The following is a 21,343-nucleotide window of genomic DNA, read 5'->3' on the forward strand; positions in this document are numbered from 1 at the left end:
ATGGAATCATGAAGAGTCTTGGCTAGAACAGCTCGCGCAGGCCGTGCTTCTTGACCATGCGTTCGATCGTCTTTCGATCGACGCCGGATTCCCGCGCCGCCCGCCCCATGTGGCCGTCGTGACGCTTGAGGAGATCGATCAAAAAACTGCGCTCAAACGTCGTCACGGCCGCCTGCTTGGCATGTTTGAAGGAGCCGGCTTCGCCGGAGGCTGATTCCTCGCCTCCGCACTCCCGCACACGATCGGGCAAGTGCGCGCTCGTGATGATCGGCCCATCGGCCAGCACCGCAGCCCGCTCAATGACGTTTTGCAGCTCCCGTACATTCCCCGGCCAGGAGTATCCACACAACAGATCCGTCGCCGAAGGATCCAACTCCGGCACGAACGCCAGGCCCAGCCGCTGCTGTTTCATGAACCGCCGCAGAAACTCTCGCGCCAGGAGGAGAATATCCCCCTCGCGAGTCCGCAAGGGCGGCAGCACAATGGGGATGACGTTCAGCCGGTAATACAGATCCTCGCGGAACTCACCCCGGCGACAGGCCGATTCCAGATCCTGGTTGGACGCCGCAATCACCCGCACATCCACCTCCAGAAACCGAATGCCGCCCACCCGCCGCATCTGCCGTTCCTGCAACACCCGCAACAGTCGGGACTGCAAGGTTTGACTCATGCCGCTGACTTCATCGAGGAAAACGGTTCCACCGGCCGCCACTTCAAAGAGGCCGGGCTTCGAGACATGGGCTCCCGTAAACGCCCCCTTCTCATGGCCGAACAATTCGGATTCCAGCAGGGTATCGGGCAGCGACACACAGTCCACCGGAATGAAGGGGCGGTCCGCCCGCAGACTGGCATCGTGAATGGCGCGCGCGACCAATTCTTTTCCCGTTCCGCTTTCTCCATACACCAGCACATTGGAATGGGTGGGGGCGACCTTTTCAATCAGAGTGAATACCGATTGCATGGCCAGGCTCTCACCGATGACTCGTGAGAGGCCGGTCCGCTTCCCGGGACGAACCTGCCCGGGAGCTTCGAGCGACTTGGGTGTTCCGGCGGGCCCTGCCCCGACGGCACATCCCACCCCGTCCTCCCCGAACGCACGACGCGCAACCGACACCAGGTCCGCGCTCGTAAACGGCTTGGTAATATAGTCGAAGGCGCCGTACCGCATCGACGTGACCGCCGTCTGCACGGTGGCGTGAGCCGTCAGCAACACCACCTGCACCGACGGGTCGAGCCGTTTGGCCGCCGCCAGCACCTCAATCCCGTCGAGCTCAGGCATGCGCAAATCCGTGAGGATCAAGCCGGGCCGCTCACGCTCAATGACATCGAGCGCACGGGCGGGATCACACTCGGTGAGACAGTCATACGGCACACGACTCAAAATCCGGCGGCAATTCTCCAGCGCATCCTGTTCGTCATCGACGATCAGGATTTTTCCTGCAATCCCCATGATGCTCCCTCATGAACCCGATTCCCGAATGCCACCGCAGGCAAGTACACATCGAAGACGGCGCCGACGGCGTTGTTCCGCACTTCAATACGGCCTCGATGGTCCGAGACAATTCCATAACTCAGGAACAGACCGAGTCCGGTCCCCTGACCGGCCGGCTTGGTGGTAAAGAACGGATCGAAGATGCGATCGAGGATCTCGGTCGGCACACCGGGCCCGTTATCGGACACGCTGATCCGGACCCATTCGTCTCCATCAATCGGCACCCGCGCGGTGCTCACCGTGATGATCCCTTGAGCATCGGATCCACCGACTGCATCGATCGCATTGTTGATCAGGTTGAGCAGAACCGTTTCCAGGCGATCGCGGTCGCCCATCACCGGTGATACTTCGGGCGACAATTGCGCATCGATCCGGACCGCCAGCGCCGCCACCCGTTCACCCGCCATCGCGACACAGGTGCGCGCCACACAGTTGAGATCCAGAGGCTTCAACATCGAAACGGTGCCGCGGGAGAACGTCAGAATACTGCGTGTGACCCGGGAAATCCGTGCCGCCTGCGTTCGGATCGTCGCCAGATCCCGCCCCACCTCCTCCGGCATACCGGCCTGCATGGCATCGGCCTCCATGCATTCAATCCGGTTCAATATGATGCCGAGCGGATTATTGATCTCGTGGGCGATGCCGCTGGCGACTTTGCCGAGCGTGGCCAGGCGTTCGGACAACTCCAGTTTTCGCATCTGGCAGGTAATCTCCGCGGTCTTCTCCTCCACCCGATGCACCAATTCCGCGTTCAGCGATTCCAGCTCGGTTCGCGAGGATTGCAGCCGGTCCGCCATCCGATGCACGGCGATGGCAAGTTCCTCGAACTCATCCCCTGTCTTGATGTCGAGCGGACCGTCGTACGTGCCCTGGCTGATGGCCTCCACGCCCGACTTCAGAACCTGAATCGGGCGGGCGATCCGTGCCGCGACATACCGCCCCATGGCCCAGAGCAGACACAACATCACCACACCGATCAACGCCAGATTCCGCAGCTGGTCACGAATCGGCGCATAGGTTTCCTCCGGTTGTTGCCGCACGAAGACGTGCCAGGAGTTATCCGGAAGACTCAGCCCCGTCACCGGCGCATACCCCACCACCGTATCGGTCGCACCATGGCCGTCGTCCTCGGCGATCCCCCAGCCGGGATCTGATGAGACGATCATGGCCATCAATTGACTGGGAATTCGATGCGCACGCCGCGGAAGGATGGGACAGACGAGCGGCTGACCGGCGGCATCGAACAACATGGCATGGCCGGTCTGCCCGATACGGATTTCTTTGATCATCGCAAAGAGGGAATCGAATCGGTAGGACGCCTTGATGGCGCCGATGACCGTATGCTGGTGGTCGTCCAGGATGGGGACCGCGATATCGATGGTTTCTTCCGGCGAGCGGAAGGATCCTTCCTGCCCGGGGATCAACCCGCTGACATAGACCCGGTCTAGCCCCCCGGCCTGCAAGGCCTCCCACCAGGGTTCCTGGCTGAGGAAATAATGGTCCGGTTCCGAACTGGCTGCAACCAATGCCCCATAGCGGTCGGTGATCAGCAGCCCCACCATCTTGTCGCCGTCGCGGACTTTCGTCTCCAGAAGGAAGCGGGACAATTCCGAATTCAGCAGGCCGGCAGCACTATCACGCCCTTTCTCCCACTCCTTCGCACGCTCCTGAATCAACCGCTGCGTCTCGGGCCAGTCGCCTTTGTACGAGAGGTTCGCCGCTTCGACCGGCTGGCGAACCCGTAACGGCGCGGAGGCGAGCAGCCGTACCCCCTGCACTTCGCTCTGGACGAGCATGGTCAGACGATCGGCGGCCTGTTCGGCAATCGCCTGAAAATTTCCGCCGATCACATCGCGAAGGGAACGCATGCCGGACATCGACGCCAGCACCAAGCCGATCACCAGCGGAATACAGCCCACCAGCACGATGGCGAGCACAATGCGGCCTTTGATGGTACGAATCGTCACGCCGGTCTCCTGCGAGACATTGTAAACAACCGGCGAAAGAAAACGCCACCGGCCTCCGCGACGACATCGTGGCCGCCGCCGGGCTGCGCACATATGAAAGTCTCTCGGTGCCGTTTCGAGCGTGGCGACCGACTGCTTGTCATGCGCCTGGGCATCGATCGGTCGCGTGTCGGTAGGAACCTGCTCGGCGACTTCTAGCGGGGTCTGCCGCCGGCCGCGGAATGTTTACTTTCTGAAATGGGCCAGGGCGAATCGGTGGTTGGCTCGTTATGCCGTAGGGCGCAGCGCGCCCCCTCGAACTCGTACCCATCGAAGTCGCAGGCGATCGAGGAAGAGGTACACGACAGGAGTCGTATAGAGGGTGAGAACCTGGCTCACGAGGAGGCCGCCGACGATGGCGATACCGAGCGGACGTCGCAACTCCGATCCCACCCCCATGCCCACCGCCAGCGGAAGCGCACCCAACAAGGCCGCCGCCGTGGTCATCATGATCGGACGGAACCGCAACAAGCAGGCTTCGTAAATCGCTTCCTGCGGGGTCTTCCCTTCCGCCATCCGTTCGCTCTGCAAGGCGAAGTCGATCATCATGATGGCGTTCTTTTTCACGATGCCGATCAGCAACATGATGCCGATCAATGCAATCATGCTCAGTTCCGTCTTGAACAGGAGCAAGGCCAGCAACGCGCCGACGCCGGCTGAAGGCAGCGTCGAGAGAATCGTGATCGGGTGGATATAACTCTCGTAGAGAATCCCCAGCACGATGTACACCGTGACCAACGCCGCCAGGATCAGCCACGGTTGATTCTCGACCGACGACTGGAAGGCCTTCGCCGTGCCTTGAAAGGTGCCGCGCACAGTCCCGGGTAGACCGATATCATGCATCGCCTGGTCCACGGCCAACACAGCCTGACCGAGCGATGCGCCCGGCGCCATGTTGAACGACAATGTGACGGCGGGAAACTGCCCCTGGTGATTCACCGAGAGAATGGTATTGGCCGGCTCATATCGTGTCACGGCACTCAACGGCACTTGTGCGCCGTTCGAAGAACGGACGTAAATATCATGCAACGCCGACGGGTTTTGCCAATATTGCGGCGCGACCTCCATCACCACATGGTACTGATTGAGCGGCGTATACATCACCGACACCTGTCGCTGGCCGAAGGCATCGTAGAGCGTGTCATCGATCAATTGAGGACTCACGCCCAACCGCGAGGCCGTGACTCGGTCGAACACCACCAGCGATTGCTGCCCTCGATCCTGTTGATCGCTGTTCACATCCACGATTGCTGAGACGGTCCGCAACTTGTCCTCCACCTTCGGCGCCCAGGTGTTGAGTTCGGCCAGATCCATGCTCTGCAGGGTATATTGATATTGCGCGCTGCTGGCCCGGCCGCCGATTCGCAAATCCTGAATGGCCTGCAAATAGGTCGGGGCGCCCGGCACTTTGGCCAACTTGGGGCGCAAGCGGCCAATCACCTCGTCCGAACTGAGGCCGCGTTCCTCCAGCGGCTTCAGCGCAATGAACATCCGGCCCGTATTGGTCGTGCCGGCATGGCCGCCGCCTCCGGTAAACCCGGTGACACTCGCAACGGCAGGATCACTCTTGATGATCTCAACCACCTCCGTGAGTTTCTGCCGCATCGCCTGAAAAGAGATGTCCTGCGCAGCCTGAATATTTCCAAAGAGGCGCCCCGTGTCTTGCTGCGGGAAAAAGCCCTTCGGCACCAGAATATACAAATAGACCGTCAACGCCATCGTGCCCAACGTCGCCACCAGGATCGTGCGTGGGTGGCGGAGGACCCAGGCCAAGCTGGTCGCGTATCCGCCGGCCAGCAGGCCGAACCCCCGTTCGCTGGTGCGATACCACCAGCCATGAGTCTCCGTCGGCTCCGACTTCAACACACGCGCGCAGAGCATCGGAATGGTCGTGAGCGACACCACCAACGAGACCAAAATGGCGGCCGAGAGCGTCACCGCAAATTCGCGAAACAGCCGGCCGAGCATGCCGCCCATCAAAAAGATGGGGATGAACACCGCCACCAGCGACAGGGTCATGGACACGACCGTAAACGCAATCTCTTTGGCACCTCGCAACGCCGCATCCATCGGCGACAGTCCCTGCTCACGGTACCGCGTGATGTTTTCGAGCACCACGATGGCATCGTCCACCACAAAACCCGTGGCAATCGTGAGCGCCATCAGGGACAGATTGTCGAGGCTATACCCGAACAGATACATCACGCCGAACGTGGAAATCAGCGACACCGGCACCGCCACCGCTGGAATCAACGTGGCGCGTAGATTCCTGAGAAACACAAACACCACCAGAATGACCAGCGCAACGGAAATGGCGAGGGTCTTTTCGACGTCGTGCAACGACGCGCGGATGCCAGGCGTCCGGTCCATCACGATCGACAGCGACATGCTGCCCGGCAGCGACGCCTCCAACTGAGGCAACCGCGCACGAAGCCGGTCCACCGTGTCAATGATGTTGGCGCCGGCCTGCCGATAAATAATCACGAGGACCGCCGGGGTCCCGTTTGCCACCCCCATGGTCCTGAGATCTTCAACGGACGATTCCACCGACGCCACATCGGAAAGCTGTACCGCCCGTCCGTTTCGATAGGCCACGATCAACGGCAGGTACTCCTCCGCCCGGTGGAGTTGATCGTTCGTGCGGATTTCCCAGGTGCGGTCGTCGCCGGTGAGTTGGCCTTTCGGACGATTCACATTCGTCCCGGTCAGGACCTGGCGCACCTCTCCCAGTCCGATGCCGTACTTATTGAGCGCGGTGGGATTGAGATCCACCCGGATCGCCGGCAACGACCCGCCTCCGACGGCGACCTGCCCGACGCCTTCGACCTGCGAGAGCTTCTGCTGCAGAATGCTCGACGCTGCATCGTACATCTGCCCGCGGCTCACGAGTTCGGAGGTCAACGCGAGAATCAGGATAGGGCCATCCGATGGATTCACCTTGCGATAACTCGGCGCGAGCGGCAAATTCGGGGGCAGGTCGGCTCGAGCGGCATTGATCGCCGCCTGCACATCCCGCGCGGCGCCGTCGATATTCCGGTTGAGTTCGAACTGCAGCGTCACGTTCGTGCCGCCGATGGTGCTGGTGGAGGTCATCTCCGTGACACCGGCAATGCGCGTAAATTGACGTTCCAACGGAGCGGCGACGGAAGAGGCCATCGTCTCGGGGCTCGCCCCCGGCAGTGTGGCTGAGACGTTGATCGTGGGAAACTCAACTTGCGGGAGAGACGCCACAGGCAAGAATTGAAACGCGATGATCCCCACCAGCGTCGCACCGATGGTGAGTAACGTCGTCGCGACCGGCCGTCGTACGAAGGGTGCGGACAGGTTCATCGCGGACCTACCGGAACCGCCTCCGGCACCGGTACTTGCCCTCGGCCGCGGCGAAAACGAGCGGCCAACCGATCCAGGGCAAGATACACGACCGGCGTCGTATAGAGCGTCAGCAACTGACTCACCACCAGCCCCCCGACAATGGCGATCCCGAGCGGGCGACGCAACTCCGATCCGACCCCCGAGCCCATCGCAAGAGGCAAGGCCCCGAAGAGCGCCGCCATGGTCGTCATCATAATCGGGCGGAAGCGCAAGAGTCCGGCTTCGTAAATGGCCTGTTCGGGCGGCTTGCCCTCGGTGCGCTCCGCCTCCAGGGCGAAATCGATCATCATGATGGCATTCTTCTTCACGATGCCGATCAGGAGAATGATCCCGATCAGCGCGATGATGCTGAACTCCATCTGGAACAAGATCAGGGCCAGCAGCGCGCCGACTCCCGCAGAGGGCAACGTCGACAGGATCGTGAGCGGATGAATGTAACTCTCATAGAGAATCCCCAGCACGATATAGACGGTAATCAGGGCGGCCAGGATCAGCAGCGGTTCATTCGCCAAGGAACTTTGAAAGGCTTGCGCGGCGCCCTGGAAACTCCCGCGAATGCTCGCGGGCAGCATCAACTCCTGCGTCACCTGCCGGATTGCCGCCACCGCTTCACCGAGCGACCCTCCCGGCGCCAGGTTGAACGAGATCGTCACCGCAGGAAACTGCCCCTGTCGGCTGATGACCAGCGGCACGGTGGTTTCGGTCACCCGCGTGAACACGTTCAACGGCACCGACCCTCCGCTCCCCCGCACTTCCAGCTGCTGGAGTACCTCCGGCCCTTTTTGAAACTCCGGCATCACTTCAAGAATGACACGGTACTGATTCAGTTGCGTGAACATGGTCGAGACCTGCCGCTGACCGAACGCATCGTAGAGGGTGTCGGTGATGAGTTGCGGCGTGATGCCCATGCGAGACGCGGTATTGCGATCGATCTCTACCAGCGACGCCAATCCCTGATTCAGTTGATCGCTGCTGACATCCCGCAGCTCCGGCCGCACCTGTAAGCTCTCCAGCAGCTTTGGAGCCCAGCGATTCAGCTCCTCAGGATCAGCGTCTTCCAACGTGTATTGAAACTGGGTACGGCTGACGCGATCCTCGACGGTCAGATCCTGCACCGGCTGCATGTGCAAGGTGATCCCATCGACCTCCGCCGCACGTGCTTCCAGCCGCCGAATGATCTCGCCAGCCCCGGCCATCCGTTCCCCCAGCGGCTTCAGATTGATGTACATCCGCCCGCTATTGAGCGTGCTGTTCGTCCCATCAACCCCGATGAATGAGGACAGGCTTTCCACGGCCGGCTCTTCGAGAATCACGCGCGCCAACGCCTGCTGTCGCTCTCCCATGGTGCCGAAAGACACGGTTTGCGGCCCTTCCGTGATACCGAGAATGACCCCGGTGTCCTGAAGCGGAAAGAAGCCCTTCGGAATCAGCAGGAACAGCACGAGCGTGAGCGCCAAGGTCCCCGCCGTCACGACCAGCGTGGCGCGCTGACGGCGCAGCACCCACTGCAAACTCGTCCCATACCCGGCAATGATGCGATCCAACACCCGCTGCGACGCCTGTGAAAACCGACCCGGCTGTTCGTCGCGCCGCCCGCGCAGCAGCCGGGCGCACATCATCGGCGTCAGGGTCAACGACACGACCGCGGAGATGAGAATGGTGATGCTCAGCGTGAGGGCAAATTCACGAAACAGGCGGCCGACCACATCGCCCATGAACAGCAAGGGAATGAGCACGGCGATCAGCGACACCGTCAGCGACAGGATGGTAAAGGCGATCTGTTTCGATCCTTTGAGCGCCGCCTGAAACGGCGTCTCCCCCTGTTCGATGTATCGCGCGATGTTCTCGATCATCACGATGGCATCGTCCACCACGAAGCCGGTCGAGATGGTCAACGCCATCAACGTCAGGTTATTCAGACTGAACCCCATCAGGTACATGAGACCGAATGTGCCGATGAGCGACAGCGGCACTGCCACTGCCGGAATCACCGTGGCAGGGACCGTGCGCAGAAACAGGAAGATCACCAGGATGACGAGCGCCACCGCGAGCACCAGCTCGAACTGCACATCACGCACGGTCGCGCGGATCGAGGTGGTGCGATCGGTCAGCACCGACACCTGCACGGATGAGGGCAAGGTCCCTTGCAATTGCGGCAACAGCCGCTTGACCCGATCGACCACTTCGATGACATTCGTCCCCGGCTGACGCTGGATATTGACGATCACGGCCGGCGTCTCGTTCATCCACGCGGCCTGCTTAGTATTCTCGACATCGTCGATCACCTCGGCGACCTCCGAGAGCCGAACCGGAGCGCCGTTGCGATAGGCGACGAGCAACGCGCTGTAATCCTTGGCGGCAAAGAGTTGGTCGGTGGCGTTGATGATCGAAGCGCGACGCGGGCCGTCGAAACCGCCTTTCGCCTGATTGACGTTCGCGGCGGCCACGACCGTTCGAAGGTCTTCCAACGTCAATCCATAAGCGGCCAACGCGCGCGGATTGGCCTGGATGCGTACGGCGGGGCGTTGTCCGCCGCTGATGCTCACCAGACCGACGCCGGACAGTTGTGAAATTTTTTGCGCAAAGCGGGTCTCCGCAAAATCACGCACTTGGGGAAGAGGCAGCGTGGCGGAGGTCAACGCCAGGGTGAGAATCGGCGCGTCGGCTGGGTTGACCTTGCTATACACCGGGGGAGCCGGCAGATCACGCGGCAGGAACGTCGCCGCCGAATTCATCGCCGCCTGCACTTCCTGCTCGGCGACATCCAGATCGATATCGAGGCTGAATTGCAAGGTGACGACCGAACTGCCGCCTGAGCTCGTGGAGGTCATCTGGTTCAGCCCGGGCATTTGCCCGAACTGCCGCTCCAACGGTGCGGTGATCGACGAGGTCATGACATCCGGCCCGGCACCGGGATAAAACGTCATCACCTGGATGGTGGGATAATCGACTTGTGGAAGAGCGGAGACAGGCAACTGACGATAGGCCAGCGCACCGGCCAGGAGAATGGCGATCATCGTCAGGACCGTCGCCACAGGCCGGACGATGAACAGCCGAGAAGGGTTCACGTCCGGGTCCCTCGTGTGCTCCCCTCACCGCCGGGCGCCGGCGCGTCCTGGCTGGTCGGGACCGCTCCGGCTGCCGGACGCAATTCGACCTTGCTGCCTTCGCGCAATTTTTCAGTCCCGTCCACGACCACCACCTCGCCTGAGGCCAACCCTGTGTCGATGGCGGCCTCTTCGCCCTGCGCAACGCCCACCGTCACCGCTCGCACGCTGACCGTGTGCTCCGCTTCGTTCACCACATAGACGAACGTCCCCTTGGGCCCGCGCTGAACGGCGGCGGACGGCACGACCGTGACACCCTGTTTGATGTCGAGAAGCAACCGCGCATTCACAAACTGATTGGGAAACAGCGCGCTGTCATCGTTTGGAAACACCGCTTTCAAGCGGACGGTGCCGGTCGTCGGATCGATCTGATTATCGACGGTGAGCAGCGTCCCCGTGGCCAACTTTCGTTTTTGCTCCCGGTCGAAGGCCTCCACAACCAGTTGCTTCCCAGCCTTGAGCCGCTCGAAGACAGCCGGCAAATGGTCCTCCGCCAGAGCGAACACGACCGTGATGGGCTGCAATTGCGTAATCACCATCAACCCATTGGGATCGTTCGCATGGACGATATTCCCGGCATCCACCAGGCGCAACCCCACCCGCCCGTTGATCGGCGCGGTAATGCTGGAATAGGTCAACTGCAGCTTGGCATTGTCGATCTGTCCCTGGTCGGCCTTGACGATGCCCTCGTACTGACGCACCAGCGCTTCCTGCGTGTCGAGCTGCTGCTTGGGAATGAAGTGTTGTGTGTAGAGATCCCGGTAGCGCTCCAGATCCAGCTGCGCATTTTTCATTTGCGCCTGATCACGCGCCATTTGCCCTTCGGCCTGAATCAGCTGCACTTGGAACGGCCGCGGATCGATCTGCGCCAGCAATTCGCCGTCATGCACGAGCTGCCCTTCCTTGAAGAGCACCCGCATCAACTGGCCGTCCACCCGGCTCTTCACCGTGACGGTGTTCATCGGGATCACCGAGCCCAGGCCGTTCAGGTAGATATTGATCTCGCTGGTTTTGGCCGCAACCGCCACGACCGGCGTGTTCCGCGCCCCCATGGCCGGCCGTTTTTCTGCTTGGCGTGGCTGCGCCTCCCCGGACCGGGTCATCAATACATACACCCCCACCGCAAGCAGGCAGGCCGCGAAGAGGCCGATCATCCATCGCTTCACCAGGGTTGCAAATCGTACGGATTCCGCCATCACCGCTCTTCCTTCCGTCCCATTGGTTCCTGCGTCTGCTGGGTCACCGACCCCGCCCACGCTTGCGAGCAGTCGGGTCATTCTCGCCTCGTCGCGCACAAGCATGAGCACTGCTCGCGTGAGACAGTTCTTCCCGCTGATCTACCTTCGCTATCATACCCTATCTGCCCACAGGACCACAGCTATTGCGCCTCCGCGCCCTTGCCGGCAAGACTCGTGGCCCCGCGTCTACGCAGATGAGCAGAGGATGCCGGCAACTGATAGGCAGCCCGTATCGGGAGGCGGATTTCAGGCAAACGGAAGCCGCTGCCCTGCGGAGCAGGAAAAGGCACGCGAGTCAGAGGAGGCGGCAAACACACTCATGACCGCCAATGCTCACCGACGACGGCCCGCACTTGATCGGCCAGCGCCTTGGCTGCCCCGCTCCGGTAGCCTCCCTTTTTCCATAAGAGACCGACGCCTCGGCGGGGGGTGGGGTTCTTGAGCAAGATACCCCGGAGCGCGTGGTTAGGGCCCAGCCCTAGCGATAAGCGCGGCAGCACCGTCGCAAGATTGCTCGTGCGAACCGTGGCCAGAATCCCTTCGATGGAATTCATTTCCATAATAATCTTCGGCCGGACCCCTGCCTGCTCGAAACACGCATCCAACAGGCGTCGTGTACAGAATAACGTCGGCAGGAGGATCAACGACTCCTTCGCCAACGATGACAGGGACAGGTGCCGGCGCTTGGCAAACCGGTGCCTTGGCGAGGCGACCAACACAAAGTCTTCTTCAAACAATGGCTGGCTTTCGATGCGGTCCGACGTCACCGGCACGAATCCGATGCCGACTTCCAATGACCCGCTCTTGACCCCGGCCTCAATATCCGGCCCGGACAGTTCGTCGAGCTTGAGCGAAATCAACGGATGCAGGGTCGAGAAGCGGCCGACGATGTCGGGAATCAGATAGGCATTCACCGTCTGGACCACACCGACGGTGAGAGTGCCTCGCTGCAAGCCTTCTTCCTCGGCGATCGCCACTTGCGCCAGCTCCATCTCCCGCAAGGCCCGGCGGGCATGCTCGCGAAAAACCGATCCGGCCCGCGTCAGTTGCACTGATCGCCCCACACGATCGAACAGCGGCACCCCCACTTCCTGCTCTAACTGTTTGATCTGAGCGGACAACGCCGGCTGAGAGACCGGCAGACCTTCGGCGGCCTTGGTGAAATGCAGCGCATCGGCCACGGCGAGAAAATATCGAAGATGGCGAAATTCCATGCCGTTTTCTATCATAAATGAAAGTGATGATACTAATCAGAATAAACACTTTGACGCCTCCTCTCACGGCGCACTAGGTTGACCGACACAAGACACGACCCTGGAGGGACCTATGACCGCAGCAGAATCCGATGTCGCCGGCACCGTCGCCACCGTCTGGCGCTACCCCGTCAAATCCATGCGAGGAGAGGAACTCAATGCCGTCGATATCACTGTGCGCGGCCTAACCGGTGATCGAAGCTACGCGGTGATCGATGTCGAGACCGGCAAAATCGCCAGTGCGAAACATCCGAAAAAATGGGGACGATTGTTCGACTGCCTCGCCAGGCTGAAGCCGAACCTCACGGACGGTCCTACTGCGCCTTTGCAGATGATGTTCCCGGATGGAACGTGGGCTGCGGGCGATACCAGGGACATCGATGAACGGTTGTCGACGATGCTGGGGCGAGCCGTGCGACTGACGACCGCCGTCCCAACCGCGCCACAGCTCGAAGAATATTGGCCGGACGTGGCGGGCCGCGCCCGGCAGAACACCGTGACAGAGGAAGCCATGCCGGCCGGCACCTTCTTCGATGGAGCGCTCATTCATGTGTTGACCACGGCCACCCTCGACGCCCTCCGCCGGCTCTATCCTGAAGGCCGCTTCGAGACACGACGGTTCCGGCCCAACCTTGTGGTGGCATCCGCCGCGAGCGACACTCGGTTTGTCGAGAATGAATGGATCGGTCGCACGCTGGCGATCGGGCAAGATGTTCGCTTGAAGGTGACGGGGCCCTGCGCCCGTTGCGTCATGACCACCCTGCCGCAGGGAGACCTGCCGGAGGATTCGGGTATTCTTCGGACCGCCGTGCAACATAATCGGGCCGCCGTCGGGGTATACGCCACGGTCCTTGCCCCGGGTCGAGTCATGCGGGGAAACCAGATCCGGCTCTTGTAATCGGCATCGGCGCAGAAAGAAACTTATCCCACAGGGCACACACATGAGCAGAACGAACGGACTCATACGATCCATTCAGGTGGGGTTACCTGCCATCGAACACAGTGATGGTGTCGACGATCCGGAGCAACAACCTTGGACGACCGGCATGTTCAAGCGCCCCGCTCACGGCCCGATCTCGCTCAGTCGGCAGAATCTGGTGGGGGACGGACAGGCGGATCTTGTCCATCACGGAGGCCTCGACAAGGCGGTGTGTGCCTATCCGTCGGAACATTGGTTGCGTTGGTACAGCATCCTGCCGCCTCATCGTCTCACCGGCGGCGCGTTCGGCGAAAACTTTACGCTGGAAGGACTCACCGAAGGCGATGTGTGCATCGGGGATGTCTTTTCAGTCGGCTCGGCCATTGTCCAGATTTCTCAACCACGGCAACCATGCTGGAAATTGGCCCGCCGCTGGCAACTCAAAGATTTGGCCGTCCAGATAGAACGCACCGGCTTGACGGGCTGGTATTTTCGGGTGATGCAGGAAGGGACGGTCGAATCGGGCACCCACCTGCACCTGCTGGATCGTCCATGTCCTGAATGGACGGTTGCGACAGCCAATCGGATCATGCATCATGAACGGAACAATCGAACCGCAGCCGAACACTTGAGCCTTTGCCCGCTGCTTTCTGCAAGCTGGCAACACACCCTGAAGCAACGATGCCTGGATCAGGCAGGACCGGATCCACAGCAACGGCAATTCAGGGAAACTCATTCATAATCATCGCCCTATCTAGGAGGTTTCCATGAAGTATCTGTTTCTCGCAACCTGCGCACTCACCATCAGCGGGACGGTGGCCCTCAGTTCCTGGTGTGCCGCTGAAAGTGCGACCACCATCACGATCCTCGCCCCTCACAATGGCGAGACCGTCACCGAGACGTTCGAGATCAAATATGAAATCCTGAACGCGCCGGCAGGCAATCACGCGCACGTCTACCTCGACGGCACGTACCAGAAGGGATTCAAAGGCACCTTTGCACACGTGGCCAAGGGGGAACATACGATCACGGTGAAAATCGCCGACCATGATCATAAGGACGCCGGGACCGCAACGGATAGCATTACCGTGAAGGTCGGAGACTAGGACTGGAGATTCGCGGCGGACCAGGTCTCGCCAGGAGGCACGGCACGTCATCCACGGAGCGATCGGGGAGGCGCCTACAACCAGGCCGCCTCCCCATCAACAGTAAACCTCGTTATTGCCCACCTTGGGTCGACGCGCGCGTCGAGCTCCCCTGTAGGTCCATATCAAGCGAAACAGGGCCGTCGGGATTCTTCACATCAAGCCGAGTCGGCATCCGGTCAGCCACCAGTTTGACCAACGGCACGGCCACAATGTGCGGAGCCTTGTCCGAGGGATTGGAATAGAGCACGATACGAACATTCTTCGGGCGTTGACTCGGTGCCACCTGGGCCATCAATTCCGTGCCCATGAATCCAACCAACATCCCGCTCCCGTCAGCGAGCTTATGAATCTCATAGGCGTTTGTGGCAGGTGCCGTGCGACCGATCGCGAGATCCGGACTCTGCGTCACCAAGGCCAGGCCCAACAGCTTCGGCACAATAAATCCGAACGACCCCGTCGGCGCTTGCGAAAACATCACCTGTGCGGTCGATGATCCGAGTTCGGCCACTCCGTTCTTGGCCCGCATCTGACGACGCAATTCCACTTCATTGCCGTTCCCTTCAATGATGACGGCCGCCGGCGCCGCCTTTTGCACCGGCAACACCTCTGTCTTGCCCCCACCACGGGCGGCGTTAACGGGAGAAGGAGCCACACCAATGCAGAGCAGACCAAGCAGGCCGGCAACCACGAGGGAACGGAACGGGGCATGGGGGATCGAACGGGGCATGAATTGACACATGGATACTAGTCCTCCTGATCAAGCGATGAATGTCATCTGAGAGGATTCTAAGAAGCTGCCGGTGGAAAATCAAACGGGAGGGAATGGGAACGCACGGACTAGGCGGGGCATCTCAGGATTCCAGACTGCACGGTCACGCCTCAGGGATAAAAACTGATCCGTCGGCCGGCAATGGCCTGCGCCACCGAGGAGAGAATACGCTCTCGCGCAGCCGGTTTCTCCAAATACTCGACGACTCCTTGCTGACAGAGCGATTGCGCCAGGGACTCATCGTAATACCCCGTCAACACGATGACGGGCAGAGAAGGATATTGGGCACGAAAATAGGCAATGGCCTCAACCCCGTTGATACGCGGCATCCGGATATCGCAAATGATGACGTCGACCATCAACGGATTATCGCCGCTGTTTAAGACTTCGACCGCCTTGCCGCCATCCTCCGCCTCCTCGACGTCGTAGCCCCCCTGTGTCAGGGTCATGCGGAGCAGGCTGCGAATCGAGTCCTCATCATCCACCACCAAGACCCGCCCCAGACAAGCCTTCTCGTCGGCGACCAAGCCGAACGACCATGCCATTCCCATGGTAACCTCCCCCCGCTCTTCCCAATGGGTTGTTCCATATCATTCAATGGTGCACAGGATGCAAAGACAGCGCCTGCAGCATGAGGCGAACCGGAATAGGCCAAATCGCCAGTTTCACCATGAATGGATGGGCTTGGATAGATGAGGATAGATGGGATTGACTGGTGGATCCCCACCACCAGCGGTGCAAATGCACCATCTCCCGAGGGGATGACGTTCGCGGCCAGTCGGGATGGTCAGGAGAAATTTCTCATGAGGCGGACGGAGGCTGGGCAGAGAGTGCCGACGGTGAGGCGCCAGTCGCCTCACGCTCCAGCAACATCCGTTTCCGCTCAACACCCCAGCGGTAGCCAGCAAGCCCTCCATCCTGGCGCACCACACGATGGCAAGGAATGGCAACCGCCAACGGATTTGCACCGCACGCCTGCCCGACGGCCCGCATGGACTTGGGCAACCCCAGGCGATTCGCGATGTCGGCGTAGGTCGCGGTCGACCCAACAGGAATGCGTTGCAATGCCTGCCACACCCGCTGCTGAAACGCCGTGCCTCGAATGTCGAGAGGAAGATTCAATCCTCGACCCGGCGCTTCCACGAAGCCGACCACGGTTGCGACCAGACCCTCAAAGGCAGCATCCCCGCCAATGAGGCGTGCACGGGGAAACCGGTCGTGAAGATCCCGCGTCACGGCTTCGGGATCATCACCCAACAGAATGGCACACACCCCGCGCTCACTTCGGGCGACGAGGATCGCCCCCAGCGAACAGTCTCCTACCGCGAACCAGATATCGGCTTGTGCGCCGCCGGCACGGTCGCGTGACGGAGTCGTGCCCAAGAGGGCATGCGAGGCTTCATAGAAAGGCCCGGAAGCATTAAATCCGGCCTGGTACAACGCATTAGTCACCGACCGAGGCCGCTCCAGTTCCTGCCGCACACGCGTCGCCCGATGGACGGTGGCATACCCCTGCCATCCTCCAGCGCCCTGCACTCTCCCCCTCATCGGCACAGCCCACACTCCGTTTCCGGCGTTTCAATCCCCCGCCGATCCGCCCGTTACTTCACTTCGACGGCCGTGCCGTACACCTGCGTGCAGGCTCGCGAGAACAGGATGAAGTATTGGAAATAGCCGTCAACGGTGACTTCCACCATGGCATCCGCCAGCGGCTTCGTGCGCAGCGCATCCTCGACGGCATTCCTCAGCTCATTCCCCCCGGTAATCGGAATGAGGCCAAGAAGATGATAGACACAATCCTGCCCGCGCACCTTTCCCAATTCAATATACCCACCCGGCGCCAGGGGCTTCGTGGAAGGCGCGATACCCCCAGGATGATGCATACAGCCGGCGCTGAACGTCGCCGCCAGCAACACCGCAAGAGTCCACCCCCTCATCCGCCACTTCGTCACATGCTGTTTCATCATCACGTGTCATTCCTTTCGTGTGCGCAGCCACCACTGGCCACGCCGTGTGATACCCACGCAGGGAGCACCATGGTTGTGATATCGCTGAGGGTCCGTACTGGGAATTACCTGGCAGAGCACACAGCAAGAACGTGCTTGCCTTAATCTTGCACGCCTACCCATCCATCCTCAACCCTAAAAAGCGCGCAAGCGGCGGGTGGCTCATAATGCGACAGTGGTTTCGCCGGAACGATGGCGTTGAGGTCTATTCGCATCACAAGGCGAACAGCCGTTCCCTTCTCGAGGCGTGAGGATCCATGGGCAAGAAATTGACACTGATCACCGCCTCGGGAGCCTTGGTCATTGTGCTCATGGGGGTGATTCTCGGCCTCGGCGAACTTGCAATTCGCTCCGTCCATCTTCTTCGAGACGGGATTCCATTCTTTGAAAGTCAGGCCGGAGGGAGGGTCGGCCCGATTACCTTGGACCAAGAGCTCGGCTGGAAGGCGACCGAGTATTACCGGGAAACGTTGGTGGAGAAAACCAAAGACGGGCAGTTGTATCCGGTTCGACGATCCCAGACACGGTATGGATTCCGTCAGTTCGGCGACCTGAACTCCAACCGGCTCAAGATGCTCGTCATCGGCGATTCCTTTCACTCACCGACCCAGCCAACGCCGCCCGCGGCCTAGCCCGCATGATTCATGACGGTTCGTCGCGAAAGCGCCGAGTCACGTGGCGAGATCGGCGAGCGAGATAGCAGCGTGCCGACAAGCCTTGTGAGGCAACGATAGTACACGCTATGCACGCAGATCCCACATCACGTTGCGCGTCAGACTGCACACTCAGGGCAAGGCATCTCTGGCGTCATCTTTGGCTCGCGCACTCTCGCTCGGCTGGTTTCTCCACATGACCGCCGAATTGATACCGCATCGCCGAGAGGACCTTTTCGGCAAAGGTGTGGTCTTGGCGCGATCGGAACCTGGTGTAGAGCGAGGCCGACAGGACCTCCGCTGGCACTCCTTCCTCGACCGCCGCCATCACCGTCCAGCGCCCCTCGCCCGAATCCTGAACGGAACCGGTAAAATTGGACAGGTCCGGATTATCCGCCATGGCAGTGGCGGTCAAGTCGAGCAGCCACGAGCCCACCACACTGCCTCGTCGCCACACCTCGGCAATGTCGGGAAGGTTCAAATCATATCGTATCTCCTCAGGGAGCTGCTTCGAGTTGGCATGCCGAAAAATATCGAACCCTTCTGCGTAGGCTTGCATCAGGCCGTACTCAATACCGTTGTGGACCATTTTCACGAAATGGCCGGCGCCGGCTGGCCCGCAATATAAGTAGCCGTCTTCTGCCGTTCCCTTCATTCCGTCCCGCCCCTTGGTCCGTTGGATGTCACCCCGACCAGGCGCCAGGGTTTTAAAAATTGGATCAAGATGCGCCACCACGGGCTGGGGGCCGCCGATCATCAGGCAATAGCCTCGCTCCAACCCCCAGGTTCCCCCGCTCGTTCCGACATCCACGTAATGGAGTCCTTTCACTGCCAGCGCCTTGGCACGCCGGACATCATCCTTGAAATAGGAGTTGCCTCCATCGATGACGATGTCCTTCGAACTGAGCCGCTGGGCAAGCGCCTCCACGGTCGCCTCGGTGGGGTCGCCCGACGGCACCATCACCCACACAATACGCGGTGGTGTTAAGCACCGGATGAGCTCATCCATAGAACCAGCCCCGACAGCCCCCTCAAGAACCAGCCGCTGGACCTGTTCAGAATCCTTGTCGAACACCACACACTGGTGCCCGCCACGGATCAACCGCTTCACCATATTGGCTCCCATTCGCCCCAATCCGATCATCCCCAGTTGCATAGATTGCTCCCTACTCCGGCCACGCCGACGCCTCGCGGTTGTCCATCACTCACCATCAGCCACGCACCGCCCGATTCGACGGAACGGTCACGGGGGATTCACTTTTGTTTCTGCCCACAAGCGCTCTCCACCGATGAACGCATGGGCGTTACCCCCAAGACGAACACCTTCCGGAAAGTGCTTGAGTTTTTTGACATTGCCGCCGCCGAGCAGGATATCGTCTGCCACCAGCGCGTGCTTCAGGCGGATCACCACATCTTCCACCGTGCGTCGCCATTTCTTTTTACCTAAGCCGCTCAAGCCCCCGGCGCCCGACATAATCCTCGAAGGTTCCGTCTTTCTTGTACGGCAAATGTGCCAGCTCCATCGGCATGATCACATTGTCTGCAATCAACGCAGAGCCCAACCCGGTTCCCAGGCCGAGAAACAGCATCCTGCCTCCCTCATAACCGCCGAGGGCCTGCATGGCCGCATCATTGATCAACGTGACGGGGCATCCGAAGGCCTTCTTGAAATCGAACCGCACCCAACCGGCGCCCAAGTTTTTGGGCTCTGCCAACAGTGCACCGCGGATCACGGGGCCGGGATACCCGATCGACACCACGTCGTACTTCGAACCCTGGATCGCCTTCAGTACGCCGGCGACCATCTTCTGGGCCGTCAAGCCCGGTCCGGAAGGAAACTTGCGCACAGGCTGCTGCCCGGACAGCAGCATCTTGACGTGCGTGCCGCCGACATCCACCACCAGGATCTTCATCGGTTGCCCTCGGCGACATACCGCACCGTCAGATTCCACCTGACACCGCCCACCCCGGCCGTCATTCATGCTCCTTCGGACTCTGCCACCCTCCGAACGCAGCGATCAGCCCCTGAGACTTGTCCGGCCCCCATGTGCCCGGCTCATACTCATACACCGTCGTCGGCATCCTCAGGATTGGGTCCACCACGCGCCACGTCGCTTCCACGCCATCCTGCCGCGCGAAGAGCGACGCATCACCGATCATGGCATCGCCGATCAACCGTTCATAGGCCTCCATCTCGTCGCCACGCTGGTGACAGACGAAGAGCTCGGTCTCGTCTCCGATCATCTTTTCCCCCGGCACCTTGGCGCGAGCCCCGATAGCCACCGCCATTCGATCGGGACCGAGCCGAAAACGCACATAATTGCGTTGCCCTCCCTGCGCCTCAGCAAACACGTTCTGGGGCGGACGCTTCAAGGTCACGAAGACTTCCGTCGCCGTGACCGGCAGGCATTTGCCGGCCCGGATAAAGAACGGCACGCCAGCCCAGCGCCAGGAATCAAGCTCGATCTGAAGCGACGCGAATGTCTCGACTTGCGAATCGGAAGCCACTCCGGTTTCCGTTCGATAGCCGCGAAACTGTCCACGGACCAGGGTGTGCTCGGTCAGCGGCCGCATGCGTTTAAAGATCTTGATCCGCTCATCGCGCAACGCTTCCCCCGCTCCGCTGATGGGCGGTTCCATCGCCACATTCGCCACCACTTGCAGGAGGTGGTTCTGAACCACGTCGCGAAGCGCCCCGGTTTCTTCATAAAAGCTGCCTCGACCGGACACGCCGAACTGCTCCGCCATCGTGATCTGCACGCTTTCCACGTAGCCGCGATTCCAAATCGGTTCGAGGAATGAATTGGCAAAGCGGAAATACAATAAATTTTGGATCGACTCCTTGCCCAGATAATGGTCGATCCGGAAGATTGCCGACTCGTCGAAGGCCCGGTGCAAGGTTTGGTTCAACGCTTGGGCTGAGGCGAGATCCCGCCCGAACGGTTTTTCGACGACCACCCGCGCGCCCTGTGCGCAGCCTGACGTCCTCAGTCCCTCGACTGCGGTGGGGAAGACGCTCGGCGGGATCGCCAGGTAATAGAGGGGGTGCCGGGCACCGCCGAGCTTCTTGCGGAGGCGGGTGAACGTGCCCGCATCCTCATAATCGCCATCGATATACTGCAGCAGCTGCACGAGCTTGGCAAAGGCCGCCTCATCCACTCCACCGCCGAACTGTGTGAGGCTCTCACGGACCCGATCTCGGAGCTGTTCGATGGTTCGATTCCCTTTCGCCACCCCGATGACCGGCACCGTTAGGTGTCCTCGCTTGATCATGGCCTGCAAGGCGGGAAAGATTTTTTTGAACGCCAGATCTCCCGTAGCACCGAACAGCACGAGCACGTCTGTACGCGAGTCGCTCATCAGGCCCCCCAGATTGAATC

The 21,343-nt window shown here is 60.7% G+C and carries 18 protein-coding genes; 4 read left to right on the forward strand and 14 right to left on the reverse strand.

From position 1 onward, the window contains the following. Positions 1-22: 22 nt before the first annotated feature. From V9G17_06125 to cynR, 6 genes are all read right to left on the reverse strand, one after another. The gene (locus V9G17_06125; GenBank protein MEI2752162.1) at positions 23-1,450 is read right to left on the reverse strand and encodes a sigma-54 dependent transcriptional regulator; all 1,428 of its coding nucleotides are present in this window, start codon (positions 1,448-1,450) and stop codon (positions 23-25) included. Continuing rightward, entirely contained in the window at positions 1,426-3,459 is a 2,034-nt protein-coding gene (locus V9G17_06130) for an ATP-binding protein (protein ID MEI2752163.1), read from the reverse strand. The genes V9G17_06125 and V9G17_06130 overlap by 25 nt, the downstream gene beginning before the upstream one ends. A gap of 267 nt (positions 3,460-3,726) precedes the next feature. After that, positions 3,727-6,828 carry a multidrug efflux RND transporter permease subunit gene (locus V9G17_06135; GenBank protein ID MEI2752164.1) on the reverse strand — a complete coding sequence of 1,034 codons (3,102 nt, stop codon included), beginning with the start codon at positions 6,826-6,828 and terminating at the stop codon, positions 3,727-3,729. After that, positions 6,825-9,938, reverse strand: coding sequence for a multidrug efflux RND transporter permease subunit (locus tag V9G17_06140; protein MEI2752165.1), 3,114 nt, complete (start codon positions 9,936-9,938; stop codon positions 6,825-6,827). The genes V9G17_06135 and V9G17_06140 overlap by 4 nt, the downstream gene beginning before the upstream one ends. Continuing rightward, entirely contained in the window at positions 9,935-11,254 is a 1,320-nt protein-coding gene (locus tag V9G17_06145) for an MdtA/MuxA family multidrug efflux RND transporter periplasmic adaptor subunit (GenBank protein ID MEI2752166.1), read from the reverse strand. The genes V9G17_06140 and V9G17_06145 overlap by 4 nt, the downstream gene beginning before the upstream one ends. Before the next feature lie 278 nt (positions 11,255-11,532). After that, positions 11,533-12,429, reverse strand: coding sequence for a transcriptional regulator CynR (gene cynR, locus V9G17_06150; protein ID MEI2752167.1), 897 nt, complete (start codon positions 12,427-12,429; stop codon positions 11,533-11,535). 112 nt (positions 12,430-12,541) lie between these two features. Here cynR and V9G17_06155 point away from each other — a divergent pair, with 112 nt between their 5' ends. The 3 genes from V9G17_06155 to V9G17_06165 are packed head-to-tail and all read left to right on the forward strand — an operon-like array spanning position 12,542 to position 14,493. Then, entirely contained in the window at positions 12,542-13,366 is an 825-nt protein-coding gene (locus V9G17_06155; protein ID MEI2752168.1) for an MOSC N-terminal beta barrel domain-containing protein, read from the forward strand. 43 nt (positions 13,367-13,409) lie between these two features. Beyond that, positions 13,410-14,129 carry an MOSC domain-containing protein gene (locus V9G17_06160; protein MEI2752169.1) on the forward strand — a complete coding sequence of 240 codons (720 nt, stop codon included), beginning with the start codon at positions 13,410-13,412 and terminating at the stop codon, positions 14,127-14,129. A gap of 25 nt (positions 14,130-14,154) precedes the next feature. Further along, the gene (locus V9G17_06165; GenBank protein MEI2752170.1) at positions 14,155-14,493 is read left to right on the forward strand and encodes a hypothetical protein; all 339 of its coding nucleotides are present in this window, start codon (positions 14,155-14,157) and stop codon (positions 14,491-14,493) included. A 112-nt stretch (positions 14,494-14,605) separates the two neighbouring features. Here the strand turns inward: V9G17_06165 and V9G17_06170 are convergent, their stop codons facing one another. From V9G17_06170 to V9G17_06185, 4 genes are all read right to left on the reverse strand, one after another. Next, positions 14,606-15,262 carry a hypothetical protein gene (locus V9G17_06170; protein ID MEI2752171.1) on the reverse strand — a complete coding sequence of 219 codons (657 nt, stop codon included), beginning with the start codon at positions 15,260-15,262 and terminating at the stop codon, positions 14,606-14,608. 152 nt (positions 15,263-15,414) lie between these two features. Beyond that, positions 15,415-15,855: a response regulator gene (locus tag V9G17_06175; GenBank protein ID MEI2752172.1), complete on the reverse strand. Its 441-nt coding sequence runs from the start codon at positions 15,853-15,855 to the stop codon at positions 15,415-15,417. Between the two features lie 250 nt (positions 15,856-16,105). Continuing rightward, complete coding sequence (locus tag V9G17_06180; GenBank protein ID MEI2752173.1) at positions 16,106-16,852, reverse strand: methylated-DNA--[protein]-cysteine S-methyltransferase; 747 nt, start codon at positions 16,850-16,852, stop codon at positions 16,106-16,108. Positions 16,853-16,905: 53 nt separating this feature from the next. Next, positions 16,906-17,271 (reverse strand): hypothetical protein, encoded by a 366-nt coding sequence (locus V9G17_06185; protein MEI2752174.1) that lies wholly within the window; start codon positions 17,269-17,271, stop codon positions 16,906-16,908. 296 nt (positions 17,272-17,567) lie between these two features. On the opposite strand from V9G17_06185, the gene V9G17_06190 reads away from it, so the two are divergent. Further along, a complete protein-coding gene (locus V9G17_06190) occupies positions 17,568-17,942 on the forward strand; it encodes a hypothetical protein (protein ID MEI2752175.1) in 375 nt (124 codons plus the stop codon). Positions 17,943-18,117: 175 nt separating this feature from the next. On the opposite strand, the gene gnd is transcribed toward V9G17_06190, so the two are convergent. The 4 genes from gnd to zwf all read right to left on the reverse strand — a co-directional run bounded on the left by gnd (position 18,118) and on the right by zwf (position 21,323). Beyond that, positions 18,118-19,119 carry a decarboxylating 6-phosphogluconate dehydrogenase gene (gene gnd / locus V9G17_06195; GenBank protein MEI2752176.1) on the reverse strand — a complete coding sequence of 334 codons (1,002 nt, stop codon included), beginning with the start codon at positions 19,117-19,119 and terminating at the stop codon, positions 18,118-18,120. Positions 19,120-19,206: 87 nt separating this feature from the next. After that, the gene (locus tag V9G17_06200) at positions 19,207-19,419 is read right to left on the reverse strand and encodes a hypothetical protein (GenBank protein MEI2752177.1); all 213 of its coding nucleotides are present in this window, start codon (positions 19,417-19,419) and stop codon (positions 19,207-19,209) included. After that, positions 19,403-19,876 carry an ROK family protein gene (locus V9G17_06205; GenBank protein ID MEI2752178.1) on the reverse strand — a complete coding sequence of 158 codons (474 nt, stop codon included), beginning with the start codon at positions 19,874-19,876 and terminating at the stop codon, positions 19,403-19,405. The genes V9G17_06200 and V9G17_06205 overlap by 17 nt, the downstream gene beginning before the upstream one ends. Before the next feature lie 61 nt (positions 19,877-19,937). Continuing rightward, positions 19,938-21,323 carry a glucose-6-phosphate dehydrogenase gene (zwf, locus tag V9G17_06210; GenBank protein ID MEI2752179.1) on the reverse strand — a complete coding sequence of 462 codons (1,386 nt, stop codon included), beginning with the start codon at positions 21,321-21,323 and terminating at the stop codon, positions 19,938-19,940. Between the last annotated feature and the right edge of the window lie 20 nt (positions 21,324-21,343).

Origin of the sequence: Nitrospira sp. (genome assembly GCA_037045225.1) — a bacterium.
In the GTDB taxonomy this organism is placed as follows: Bacteria; Nitrospirota; Nitrospiria; order Nitrospirales; family Nitrospiraceae; genus Nitrospira_A.